Below are 12,726 nucleotides of genomic sequence, written 5' to 3'. Positions count from 1 at the left end.
GAACAGTTGATAAATAGCCTATCTTGGACTTGTACCGCAAAAACTAACCTTCTTGGATAGTTAAGATTCAGGTTGATAAAAATTTTAAAAAAAACAAAAAAATCATCGTTGCCTGGTTTAGTACTTAGGCAACGATGATTTTTTTGTTAAATATAACATCGACAGCAAGACGTTTGTTTCATTCCGGTTAAGCTATTTTGTGAAATAATGTCCTTGTTCCAGATCTGCGAGAAGTCCTTGCTGGACTGGCTTCCAGCCGAGCAGCTCCTTCGTCCCTTCACTTGATCTTGCTAAGTCAAGCGACGCGATCATACCTAGAAAACCGAAGATGGCTTGCGCTTCTTCAGGCGGGATGCTGACTACCGGCACATCCACATGACGACCAATGACCGTGGCAATGTCGCTGAACGCAATGCCTTCATCGTGCACGCCATCCAGTCGTGCGCCTGCAGGCGCAGATTCTACAGCGAGGCGGAACAAAACTGCCGCATCCAAGCGATGAATCGCTGGCCAACGGTTAGAGCCGTCTCCAATGTAAGCCGAAGAACCTCTTTCCTGAGCGATCCGGATTAATTCCGGCACGAAGCCTTTATCTCCTTCTCCATGAACGGAAGGTGCAAGCGAGACGATCGATGCTCTCACGTCTTGTTCTATAAACGCAAGCGCTGCATCCTCCGATGCTTTGCCATTCGCATGTGCTGTGATAACAAGTGGTTTACCGGAGCCCGCGAGCCCCTCTCCCATTGCTTCGATGGCGCGAAGATCAGTTGCCAGTGATCCGGCGAAATTAGAAAAATCGTGGTTAAATGCGAGATGAATAACGCCGTCTGAAGTGGCTGCACAGCTGCGCAGTAAATCCAGATCCTCTAAAACACCGCGAGCCACCTCGGCTCCCAAGCTTTCTAATACGTGAGCACCACTCTCCGAACGGGTCAGGCCAACTACCTGATGGCCCGCACCGATGAGTTCGCTGACAACGGCTGTACCAATATAACCTGCTGCACCAGTAACGAATATACGCATAATATTTGAACGCCTCCTTAAGCATTTGACGAAGATATGACTTCAGTCTAAACTATGAAGTGAACTCTAAGGCAAGCGTTTGGAGGTATGATTTTATATGAAAATTCAAGAATTAGCAGATTTGATGGGTTTAACCCCTCACACCATTCGATTTTATGAGAAGGAAGGCTTGCTTGATAGCAGACATATTCAGCGCGAGAAGAATAATTACCGCAACTACTCAGACGAAGCCATTGATCGGTTAAAGCTGATTAAGAAATTTCAAGGCATCGGCTGTTCGTTAGCTGAGCTGAAGACAATTTTGCAGGATCATGATACGAACGCACGCACCAACCAAGAAGTAATCGAATGGATTCTTCAGAAGATCAATGAGATTGAACGCAAGAAGGACGAATACGATCATATGCTTGTAACGCTGAATTGGATGCTGACATACAGGAAGCTGTTGAATGAAGATCCACCACAAGCTGAGGCTATGATGGCCGAATTACGTCTTAAAATCAACATCTAGCTGTATAATTGTGAACAAGCTCTATGGACATAAATTCCACAAACGTACCCAGCTATAGCTTGAGGATATAGCTGGGTATAATTTGAGGAACATAATTTGAGGAATTATACTTCTCCCCAAAAAATCTCAGTTTCATAATCAAATTCAACAGTACCATTTTGATTATTCCTATCAAATAAATTCCGCAGTTCTGTCATCATTGGATCATAATTTGCATGCCCGGGTACAGGGCTGTAGGAAGATGATAGCAACCGGCCCTTCAAACCCTCGAAATCGAACTTTTGACTCATTCTGAATCGAGCTTCATGCATTGAACCTTCCTTGAAAAAGAGAGCAGCATCGTCTGAGAAATATTTTTATGATTAACTTTTTCGTAGTCGGTTCCGTATGTATGAAGCAGTTGATTGTACTCTTCACGAAATGGAGTACCGTGTGTAAGACGTGAATTCCAGATGAGTATTACTCTCCCACCTGGCTGTAGAATTTGCGGAACTCGGTTTGTGCTGCTGAGCGATCAAACCAGTGGAATGCCTGAGCGCAGACAATAAACTCAACCGATTGATCAGGTAATCCAGTAGATTCTGCAGAACCTGCCATACTCTGAAATTTCGGACTGCTTTTTAACGTTTGCTCGGCGGCTTCCCGCATTGCCTGATTTGGCTCGACCGCGATTACATCGCTTCCGCGTTCCAAAAGTAGTTTTGAGATGCTCCCAGTACCTGAACCAATGTCTGCTATGTTACTGTTCGCACGTAAACCGACGACGTCGTACAAATGGTCAATAGCCTCTTTTGGATAGCTCGGGCGGTATTTTAAATACGAATCGACCCGGCTCGTAAACCGTTCTCTACTGTTCATCGATCGTCACGCTCCAATCAATATTTTGACAGCCTATGTACCGGCCACAGTACCAACCTCAAAATCTCGCGTCCCCAAAAAGCAAATACCGTCGTTCCGGTCCATGAGCTGCGCTTTTCTTGGCTGTATTGATCGTTGATCATATAAGTCCGAGTCGAAATAGGACTCTTCAGACCGAACTCTTCCCATTTGGCCGGATCATTCGAACCTCCAAGTTTTCTAAGCATATTCGCCGACTCATGATCTATTTTAGCCGGAATTTGTTCGAATGCTTGGGTGATTTGCGTATGAAACTCGTCGATCGGGTTGCGATTGGTAATGCTCTCGAGATGGATGCTTTCGCGAATGTAAGAAACGTATGCCAGATGGTCAGCCCAGAACTCATCGATATAAAAAAGCCGTACCCGCTGCTCCGATGGGCTCATCGATCTCTCGCCTTTCAATATTCCGAGCCGCTCCTCGTATAGGATTCGCCTCTGGTCCTCCACCATATCCGAATAACCGTTCAATTCCCGCTGAATATCGAAGTTTTGACCCATGATAACGCGCTGAATATGCTCGATTTTGCTGCGGAGCGCCGGATCATCAAGAACCTCGTCCTGCCTGGGAGCGCGAAACAGTCTATGAATGCCGAATCGAAGCATCAACTCGTCTTCCAGGCTTAAATAAAATACGGAAGCTCCCGGGTCACCTTGGCGGCCAGAACGCCCGCGCAGCTGGTTATCTATCCGCATGCTTTCGTTCACATGTGTACCTATCACGTATAATCCGCCCAGTTTGGCAACCACTTCTGCCTGAGCGGGATTACCGCCGCCGAGACGAATGTCGACGCCGCGCCCTGCCATATTTGTAGATACCGTTACGGCGCCTATTTCTCCCGCTTTAGCGATGATTTCGGCTTCTTTCGCATCATTTTTTGCATTCAGAACCTGGCAAGGTACGCCGGCAACCGCAAGTGCCTCCGCCAGCATGTCAGACTCCTCGACGCTTGACGTACCAATAAGAATGGGGCGTCCCACCCTATGGACGGAAGAGATTTCTTGTACAAGCGCCTTATATTTGGCTTCTTTATGGGTGTAAATTCGGTGCTTGTGGTCGATCCGTATGTTTGGCTGATTCGGCGGAATTTGCACGACCTGCAGCGCATAGATATCTTCGAATTCCATTGCTGAAGCTTGCGCCGTGGCCGTCATTCCGCAAATCCCTGAATACAGGCTAATGAAGTGTTGAATGGTGATCGTACCGAGAATTCTACCACCTGCCTTCCACTGCAACCCTTCTTTCGCCACAAGCGCAGCTTGCAGCCCGTCCGGCAAATACCTGTTCTCGGCCACACGGCCGGTATGTTCTTCGATTAGCTCAATTTCACCGTCCCGGACGATGTAATCGACGTCTTTTTTTAATAACGATTCCACATACAGCGCACAATTCAATGACGTTAACAAATGACTATTATGGCTATCGTACAAATTGCCGCATCCCAGCAGCAACTCCGCTTTCGCAGCTCCCGCATCATTCAAGTATACGTTCCGCTGGAACTCGTCAAAATCGTAATGCTCTCCTGGCTGGAGCTGCCGGGCCACTTCTGCGAAAAGAACGCCGTCACTCTCGGAAGAACTCGAATCGCCACTAATGACCAGCGGCACCCGCGCTTCATCAAGAAGAAGTGAATCCGCTTCGTCGACGACGACATAGTGAAAAGGGCGGTGTACAGTATCAGCTTCATTTAATGCGATTGTGTCGCGCAAATAATCGAACCCTGCTTCTTTTGCCGTAACATAGGTTATATCCTTGGCGTATGCTTCCCGTTTCTCGAACAGGCTCATGCCCGCTTGAACTGAACTTACGGTTAACCCGAGGAAGCGGTAGATCGGGCCCATCCACGCCGCATCTCGATTTGCCAAATAATCGTTAAAAGTGAGCACATGAACGCCTTCACCAGTCAACGCGTTTAGATAAGCAGGCATAACAGCAGAGAGTGTTTTTCCTTCACCGGTATGCTGTTCGATCAAATATCTCTCGTGCAAAGCGATAGCAGCCATGATTTGAACATCGTAAGGCTGTAATCCGAGTTTTCTCTTCGCAGCCTCGCACACTAACGCATAAGCATCAACAAGCAGCTCATCCAGAGGCGTGCCTGATCTTGCTTCTTCTTGCAGCCGAAGGGATTCCGCTTGCAGCCGCTGATCGTCCCAATCTTCCAAATTCCGTTTCCTGATAAGTTCCACTTTGTCTCGATAGTCTTTCAACAAACGCCGGGTATCGCGGTCTTTGAATTCACGTATCAACTTGACGACTACATTCATCGGAATTTGATTCCTCCTCAGTAGAAATAAGAGTAAGAAATGACTTAAATCATAAGCTCGTATTCGCCAAGTTGACCTAAAACACTGTGGGAAGCATCTCATATGGCTTTTTAAGCGACATCTATTCCGTATGTCTTCATATTGCCCAGTGACAAGAAAAGACTCCTTACGGAGTCTCTTCTTTGGATGTTAACACGTCAGCCAAATCATTCATTCCCGCTCTAGCTTATGAGAGACAACTGCATTACTTCTCCGATGGGAGCGGTGTAAAGAGCAGATTGACCGGCAGGTTGCTTCCTGGCGCGGCAGAGAAAAGAATCGTTACGCTCTCTCCATATGCCCCTGTGCGGTAAAGAACGCTTTGCTCACTTGAATTGCTAACAGCAACGTTACCATCAGCAATGGATACAACCTGATTGTTCACTAGAGCTACCCCTGAGTACTTCCCTCCACGAGGGTTAAATGAGATTAGTGTACGCGGAGCGACATTGTTCAACGTGATTTTGTATAATACGCCGAAATTACCCGCATTGGACGCATCTGTATAAGCCATTGGATCTGTTCCAACCAGATTGGGATCACTTGCGTTATCACCAAGCGGCAGGCGAGCTGGTTTGGCTCCCACTTGTTGATCATACGTTATGATACGAGTGGCATTAGGGTATGTTCCACGGTTGTGTACACCGTCACGATCAAGAACAGGTAGCATAGGTAAAGCCTCGAACGGATCTTTATTTTCTTCGACCAGGATAACGTTATAGTCGAGGGAATAATCACTATAAGCATCCGAATAGAGTGAAATCACTTGTCCTTCTTTTATTGGAGTTTTATTGAGTTCGGTCAAAATCAGTTTACTTTCTCCAGGTTGAATAACCTCTTTCTTTTTATCGGCTCCGGTCTGGATCGACTTAAACCATTTATCAATAGACAATTTCCCAGCTACAGTAGCATAAGGAGTAGGTCCTGCAAACCCCATATTTTGTTGTTCAAATACTGCCGCATATGGGTTGTTGTTTGTTGCTATAACATACATTTTTACCCTTTTACCTGTATTGTTCACATGGTGAATCATGAAACGGGTCTGACCTAAAGACGATTCTTTGTATACGATGCCTTCCGTATTCACCGTTTCCGGACTGTTGCTGCGGATCAGCAGACTTGGCTCATCCGTGTACGTATAAGGTACTTTTTCCATAGAAGTCACTTCGCCACCGTTAAAGGTAAATTTCTGTCCTACCGGCGTGAACAGTAAATTGAAATCGGAAAAAGAATATAATGTCTCATTGGTTATAGTTATAACTTTGGAGTACGTGTTCGTCGCACCGTGATTGTCAGTAACGGTGAGTGTCACTGTTTTGGGACCAGGTTCAAAGAAGGCCAGCGAATTGTTCTCCCAAACCGTTTTTTTAATGCTGTTTTCATCATCTGTACTCTGGTCAATATACGTTATTTTTTCGCCCATTTTATATTGTTCCTTGTCGGTTGTGAACATGGCTACAGGAGGAAGATTAGGACTCAGAACTTGAATCGTAATCGAATAGGGATCGCTCCATTGGCCGCTTGAATCCTGAACTTGATATGAAATCGTATATGTACCCGCTTGATCAAACGATTCCTGACGACTTGTCCAGCGTTCGTCAACGATCTTCAGTCCATTTGGAGAAACGTAAGAAGTTATATAGTCCACCTTATCGCCCGCAAAAATTTCCTTTTGTGAAACCAAAAAGCTTGCAGCGGGTTTAGTATTTAGATTCAGCACAACCGTTTTAGCGGACTGATTCACTTTATAGGTGATGTTCAGAGCTTGAGTAATGGAAGTTAACGGCACCATGAACGTATTTTTTTGCTGATAAGCAGGGCCTTTCATCGTTCTGGACTCTCCATTTACGGTATAGACCGTGCTGTTAGTTTTGAATCGGAGCTCATTAGCACCACTGATGATGATGGTTTCCTTGGTTTTGTTATCGTATTTGACCCCGTATCCCACACGGTCCACGAGTGCGCGGATCGCAACATAGGATACACCGTTTTTGACAGTCATCGGCTGGCCAGCAAGATACGTTTTGCCATCCTGCTCCATTTTATTGCTATTCATGTACAACGTCAGATTCCCGCCTGATGCTACGGTAGAATCCCCCCGATGGATGGCTGCTCTATTTGAGCAGGAGGAATTTGCGTATCAACACCCTCAGTGGTTCCTTCCTGGATCGTAGATCCCGTTTTGGTTTCGTTTGTAGTTGTTTCCTCCCCGCCAATGGCGGATTTGTCCACATCTGTTTTAGGTGTTGCCTCCGTGCCTGTTGAAGTTGTTGTTTCTTTTACTTTAGTGGACAGAGTACTGCTGGATGCGTTACTGCTACCCGTTTTCACTTCTTGCTCTGCAATTGGTTGCTCTTGCTTTAGCACCTCAACCGATTCTGTTGTGGCTGTATTTACTGACGCTGTGTCATCTTGCGGTGTTGATTGCGCACTCACAGAACCGACTGCAAATGCTTGAAAAACAGCTAAAGCGGTAAGAATGGACAATTTCTTCTTCAGATTCATGCTTTGTCTTTGGCTCCTTCTGCTCCCAAGTAATGTTTACCCACATAAAAAGTCATAGTATTAGACGCTAGTTTCAGGAAAAAGTTTCTAGCAAATTTGTAAATAGTGGATTTAGAGCATCTATTTTTCAATGGAGATGCTTATCACTTCATAATCAATGATAAAAAAACAAAACCCACCGTTTAAAGCTAAATGCCCACGGTGGGTTTTGTATTAACACCTTTCGTCTGGTACTCGATCCGTTGAATAAGCCGTTTGCAAAGCCCTGCTCACAAGATGTCCCTAAGACACAAGGCTGCTTATCGAACCATCCAGCTACTGCTTAACCGACTTCAAGTGTCGTAATTGACCAGATAGTGATGAAGCTCTGTGTTATAGCAGCCGATACTATGCTCAATGAGTCTGCCTTCCCCGTCGAAAGAGTTACGCAGGCGTTTGAGCACATGTGTCCCTGGTGGGATCTCCAGCAAATGACACACCTCAGGAGTTGCCTTCTCTACAAAGAAACGGTCTTTGAAGTTTTCCAGCGCAATGTCGTTCTCCTCCAGTGAGTCATACAGCGACTGGATGTTTGTGACCATTTCTGCCGTACCTCCACCGGGCAATGCAGCTGCAGCCAAGAAGTGTATCAGATGAATATAAGGCTGTCCATTCAAAATATAGAGCCGTTCAATTCGCTGACAATACGGGCCGTAGCGGTCATATTCCTCCGTACCGGCATCATTCGAAATTAACCGGGATTTCAGCTGTTTCTTTTCCAGCTTGTGTCCCTCTTCTACGAGCAGCTCTGTAAACCGTTTGCCCTTAGAGAGCTTCTGATGGGAGGTATTGCGCATGACAATCGTTCCGATACCGCTTTTCTTCTGCACATAACCTTCCTGGGAAAGCTCCTGAACCGCGCCGCGGACTGTCATTTTACTGACACCAAATTCCTTCTCCAGCTGCGGTTCGGAGGGGATGATGCTCCCTAAAGGATATACGCCATGCAAAATCCGGTCTTTGAGAATTTTCTGGATTTGCTGATATAAAGGGCCTTGCTTGCGTTTCAAAGACACTCGTTGTTCACTACCTTTCAACATCTAAGGTATGGTCCGACAGCGCTCGGAGCACCTCGATCTCGGTAAAAAGCGCTGTATCACCTTGAGTGGTATGAGCCAGCATCGCTGCTGCCGCTGCCATATTAACTGTCTGCTGCTGCGGATATTGCTGCAATTCCCCATGAATGATGGCGCTGGCAAAGGCATCACCGGCACCGATTCGGTCATACACCGGGAAAGTCAGCTTGCGAGAAAACAGAAACGTACCTTGATGATAGATATATCCTGTCAGGGAATGCGTATGGTCAGCGTTAATCTCACGGTGGGTTCCCGCTGCCGTTCCGATTCCGAAGCGCTCAACCACTTCGGGAATCGCCTGCTTCAACTGTGTCATTCTATCATATTCTCCAGTTCCAAAGCCAAGGATAAACTGTCCGTCCTTCTCATTCATCAGCACCAGGTCCGTCAGCTCCAGCAGTTCCTCATAATGCGGGCGGGCCTTGGCATAGCCATCTGCTCCCCATAACGCAGGACGGTAATTGCAGTCAAAAACAACTTTGCCCCCGGTACTCTTCACTTCCGCAGCAAGCCTTTTCATTTGTTTACGCACACCATCATTCATAGCCAGCGTAATCCCGCATAAATGAAGAACGTCGATCCGGGAGGCAAGAGCAACCATATCGTAATTGCCTTCCTCCGCGGTATTGAAGCTGCTGCCCAGTCGATCTGTGTAAGTGACTCTGCCGGGTCGTGCTCCAAAGCCATTCTCCAGAAAGTACATGCCCAGCTGCTTGCCTCCCCGGCTAATTAGTGAGGTATCCACCCCAAGTTTACGCAAGTAAGCAATTGCCGCTTCGCCTACCGGTGTTTCCGGCAAGGTGGTAATAAGCGCACCGTTATGGCCGTACCCAGCCAGTGCTGCCGTTACATTAACCCCGCTGCCGGAAAAAGAATATTCCAGCCTGTTGCTCTGGACCAGGGTTTCATGGCCCGGGACCTGCAGCCGCATCATTACTTCACCGAAAGCCGCAATCCTATGCATACCGGTCCACCAGCGATTTCATCGTTTCAAGCAGTCTGACGACATCCTGGACGTTCGTGCTTCCCGTCTGCCGATCAATAATAGATGAATACACATGCGGGATAACCTGGGGCACCCCAGCCTGAAGTGCAATCTCCAAAATCGGTCCGAAGTTATCTAGGTCGATTCCGCCCGTAGGCTCCAGAGCAAACCCGGCTTCCCCGCAGGCCTTGGCAACCGCACGGTACTCCTCCTCCAATTTCAACCCCTCCATGGGATAATATTTCAGCGCATTGCCGCCCATGTCACGAACCAACGCAATGGCGGCTTGAACCGGAACAATAGCATACGGAGTGGTGCCTGCACTGACAGGGCCGGTCGATATATTCACATAGCCGGGTTGCCCGCATGGAGAAACCAAGCTGTTAATCCAGCTGTCCTTAGCTCCCAGATTGGCGCGGGTCGCCCCCACTGCTGGAAATACCTGATTAATATGGCTTCCCGGGTAACTTCCGGCAATCTCCGCCACAACTGCCGCCTGTCGGTTATCTCCGGCACCCAGTCCGATGGATACAGCGTCCTCGATCGTCTGACCGTATAGAGTCATCGCGGCTGCCGCTTCCTCCGCCGTAGCATAATTTTTGGAAAGCACACCTACCAAAACATATCCTTCCGCAGCCTCGTACACTTCCTTCGCGTTCTCGATACTGCCCGCCAGTACATTAAGTGCGGCTCTGTTCTTATATAGACGCTGCAGAATATTACTCATTCTTGTTTCCCCCACGATTTCATGTATTCTGCTGACGATGACCTGAAGATCATCACCTTGAAGCGACCTTGGATCAATATCGAAATACCCCTGCTTAACCCCATAATCCCTGGTGTATACGGCAATTACGCCTTCACGCAGCCGATCATTGACATGCCTCGCATCCACTCCTGCAACAGAGGAATCAATCTGGATGCGCCCACGAAAAATCGCTCTGCCCGCTTCATCCTGCACGATGCGGATGGAAACTCCAGGAAGCCCCTCAAGCGGCTGAAGTGCCTCCAGCGCCTGCCTCTCCCGTTCGCTGTTGTCGGCTTTGTCCTGGTATTCATCCAAAGCCTGAAGCAGCCCGAAGGTAGTCTCTTTACCCACCTTCATGCTGCGACCGATCCCGTGCAGATGTACCTTTAACCACTCGACATATTTCATTTTGCCAGCGACAATGCCTGAGGTAGGGCCTTCAATAGCTTTTGATCCACTGTAAATCGCCAGATCCGAATACTTAACATATTTGCGCAGATCCTCTTCCGCAGCCGCATCGACGATCAGTGGCACCCCTCTGCGCACTGCAACTTCCCACGCCTCCTCTACAGAAATCATGTTCTTCTGGACGGCGTGGTGGGATTTGACATAAAGAATGGCTGCGGTGCGTTCACCAATCGCCTGTTCAATATGCTCCTTGCGGCCTTCATTGGCATATCCAACTTCCACCACTCTGCCTCCGCCAAGGAATACCATGGTTTCGACCGGAGCTCCATACTGCACGTTATGGCCCTTCAGCATAATAATCTCATTTTTCAATATCGGCTCCTGATGCAGGCGAAGGCTGAGTCGCGGATCTCCGGAAGTCACAAAGGCTGCCACCGACAGCGCAATGCCGCTGGATGCTGAGTTCACGACAACCGCCCCTTCCGAGCCAAGCAGTCGTGCAATATATTCTCCGGATTTGTCCACAAGATCCGCAATTTCCACGTACTGCTGTCCGCCCTGCTTCATCGCCTCCATAACCGAATCTGTTGGTGCGGAAACGCCAAGGATGCTCATTCTTCCACTGGCATTAATAACCCGTTTCAATCCATATCTAGCCTGTAATGAATGACCCATTCGTAAAGACTCCTTTAGCCTCAATATAGTACTGCGCTACCCGAACATCGCCTTCCGAGTCCTTAAGCTGCTTCTCGCCTGCTTCCAGTGCAAACAAAGTCAGGTTGGCTTGCTGTCCCACCCTTATCTGTCCAAGCTCCGGCTTGCCGAGCCACCCCGCTGCGCTGCTTGTGACAGCTTGGATGACCTCTTCCAGGCTATAGCCGAGAATCAAAAATTTCGTCAGCACATTTGACATATTGTACACCGGTCCGTTCAGACGGTTGCCCCGATAGATATCCGTGCTGATGGTATTCAGCGCAATGCCTGCCGCCTTGGCCTGTTCTGCAATCTGGAAGGAGAAGCTCGCCGTGCCATGCCCCACATCCAAATGAACTCCTCGGGCAGCTGCATCCAGCAACCCTTGCAGGGGTGTGCCGTCCGCGTGGAACAGATTGTTGGACTTGCCGTTAAGGTAATGGGTGATTACATCACCCGGTTGCAGCAGCTCCAGCACCTCGGATATCGCGGGCGGAGCGGAGCCAATATGCACCATGAGCGGAAGCTTCGTTTCTTCCGACATTGTGCGTGCCAGCTTGAGCGGCTGTATACCGCTGTCTTTGACAACACTCTGGCTGATGCGGGCTTTCAGACCGACGATGAATTCAGGATAGGTTGCTGCCGCTTCCAGAACCTTCTCCCGGTCAATCCATTCCAGCTGAGACAATTCATCTGTCCGTTCAAGCCCGATTCTTGAAATATTTAGTAAAGCAAACACTCGGGTATCAGCCTTCAGACTCGCGGTATACAAAACTCCTATTCGGTCTGCACCACAGCTTCCGGCATCCACCAGCGTCGTTACTCCCTGCTTTACTCCAATTTCGTCGATATCATCGCCATAGGGATCGAGCTCCGGTACGGCGTGCACATGCAGATCAATCCATCCGCTGGACACATATAGCCCCGTACAGTCTAGCCCACTCTCTCCTTCCGCCTGGGCTGCCGGTGTAATGGCGGTGATAATCCCATCCTGAATGGCTATATCCATTATTCGCCCATCCACAAGCTGCAAATTGCGCAGCACATTCTCTGTGCCCACTCATCCCATCTCCTTCTTTAACCCCTGTATACAGAAAAAATTCAAAAAAAATGATAAGTGTCTTGGAAGCAGAACACCCCTAAATTGAATAATAAACTTGGTGAGCTGCTCCACTTTAAAGATTATAATGTTATAATGTTTATATTAGCACGGTGTAATCTAGAAGAGAACAGTGATTTATAATCCCAAGATGTATATAAATGAAAGAATCCAATCTTACCGGGGTCATGGATTCGATTTTGAGTGATTTCAAGGGCAGCATGAGTTGTAATTCTATGTAAATCTCCAGATGATTCCTAGACCAAAAACGTAAGACAATAGTCAAAAAACAATAGGTTTCCGTATTTTTATTTCGATTTTCCATTGTGATGATCTAATAGATGTATATTTATTTTAGTGTTAATAGTACAATTATCCGGATATACAGTAATAGAGGATTTCTATTATTATAAATTGGGGATTAACTTATGGAGGA

7 protein-coding genes and 3 pseudogenes are annotated in these 12,726 nt (G+C 47.7%); 1 reads left to right on the top strand and 9 read right to left on the bottom strand.

Annotated elements, in window-relative coordinates; translation table 11 throughout:
• Positions 1-192: 192 nt before the first annotated feature.
• On the bottom strand, positions 193-1,023 hold the full coding sequence (locus ACTWJ7_RS18110) for an SDR family oxidoreductase (RefSeq protein ID WP_079345217.1): 831 nt from the start codon (positions 1,021-1,023) through the stop codon (positions 193-195).
• Between the two features lie 97 nt (positions 1,024-1,120).
• On the opposite strand from ACTWJ7_RS18110, the gene ACTWJ7_RS18105 reads away from it, so the two are divergent.
• A complete protein-coding gene (locus ACTWJ7_RS18105; RefSeq protein WP_301246794.1) occupies positions 1,121-1,534 on the top strand; it encodes a MerR family transcriptional regulator in 414 nt (137 codons plus the stop codon).
• A gap of 104 nt (positions 1,535-1,638) precedes the next feature.
• On the opposite strand, the pseudogene ACTWJ7_RS18100 reads toward ACTWJ7_RS18105, so the two are convergent.
• From ACTWJ7_RS18100 to ACTWJ7_RS18065, 8 genes and pseudogenes are all read right to left on the bottom strand, one after another.
• Positions 1,639-2,392: pseudogene (locus ACTWJ7_RS18100) on the bottom strand (class I SAM-dependent methyltransferase).
• Between the two features lie 17 nt (positions 2,393-2,409).
• Positions 2,410-4,698, bottom strand: a complete 2,289-nt coding sequence (locus ACTWJ7_RS18095; RefSeq protein WP_301877041.1) for a preprotein translocase subunit SecA — start codon at positions 4,696-4,698, stop codon at positions 2,410-2,412.
• A 244-nt stretch (positions 4,699-4,942) separates the two neighbouring features.
• A pseudogene (locus ACTWJ7_RS18090) lies at positions 4,943-7,242 on the bottom strand (copper amine oxidase N-terminal domain-containing protein).
• A gap of 332 nt (positions 7,243-7,574) precedes the next feature.
• Positions 7,575-8,297 (bottom strand): GntR family transcriptional regulator, encoded by a 723-nt coding sequence (locus ACTWJ7_RS18085; RefSeq protein WP_301877043.1) that lies wholly within the window; start codon positions 8,295-8,297, stop codon positions 7,575-7,577.
• A 10-nt stretch (positions 8,298-8,307) separates the two neighbouring features.
• On the bottom strand, positions 8,308-9,321 hold the full coding sequence (locus ACTWJ7_RS18080; protein ID WP_301877044.1) for a sugar kinase: 1,014 nt from the start codon (positions 9,319-9,321) through the stop codon (positions 8,308-8,310).
• A complete protein-coding gene (gene dagF / locus ACTWJ7_RS18075) occupies positions 9,314-10,069 on the bottom strand; it encodes a 2-dehydro-3-deoxy-phosphogluconate aldolase (protein WP_301877045.1) in 756 nt (251 codons plus the stop codon). Before dagF ends, ACTWJ7_RS18080 begins: the two co-directional genes overlap by 8 nt.
• Before the next feature lie 9 nt (positions 10,070-10,078).
• Positions 10,079-11,173 (bottom strand): annotated as a pseudogene (locus tag ACTWJ7_RS18070) (DgaE family pyridoxal phosphate-dependent ammonia lyase); the annotation flags it as partial.
• On the bottom strand, positions 11,151-12,200 hold the full coding sequence (locus ACTWJ7_RS18065; protein WP_301878374.1) for an amidohydrolase/deacetylase family metallohydrolase: 1,050 nt from the start codon (positions 12,198-12,200) through the stop codon (positions 11,151-11,153). The gene ACTWJ7_RS18065 and the pseudogene ACTWJ7_RS18070, both read right to left, overlap by 23 nt.
• Between the last annotated feature and the right edge of the window lie 526 nt (positions 12,201-12,726).

Source organism: Paenibacillus sp. 1A_MP2, from assembly GCF_052244825.1.
In the GTDB taxonomy this organism is placed as follows: Bacteria; Bacillota; Bacilli; order Paenibacillales; family Paenibacillaceae; genus Paenibacillus; species Paenibacillus vandeheii.
This window is presented reverse-complemented; position numbering and strand designations above follow the sequence as displayed.

Bases quoted from the DNA above. Each gene is read 5' to 3' on its own strand.
- ACTWJ7_RS18110 (WP_079345217.1), bottom strand. From the start codon at position 1,023: ATGCGTATATTCGTTACTGGTGCAGCAGGTTATATTGGTACAGCCGTT.
- ACTWJ7_RS18105 (WP_301246794.1), top strand. From the start codon at position 1,121: ATGAAAATTCAAGAATTAGCAGATTTGATGGGTTTAACCCCTCACACC.
- ACTWJ7_RS18095 (WP_301877041.1), bottom strand. From the start codon at position 4,698: ATGAATGTAGTCGTCAAGTTGATACGTGAATTCAAAGACCGCGATACC.
- ACTWJ7_RS18080 (WP_301877044.1), bottom strand. From the start codon at position 9,321: ATGCATAGGATTGCGGCTTTCGGTGAAGTAATGATGCGGCTGCAGGTC.
- dagF (WP_301877045.1), bottom strand. From the start codon at position 10,069: ATGAGTAATATTCTGCAGCGTCTATATAAGAACAGAGCCGCACTTAAT.
- ACTWJ7_RS18065 (WP_301878374.1), bottom strand. From the start codon at position 12,200: ATGGATATAGCCATTCAGGATGGGATTATCACCGCCATTACACCGGCA.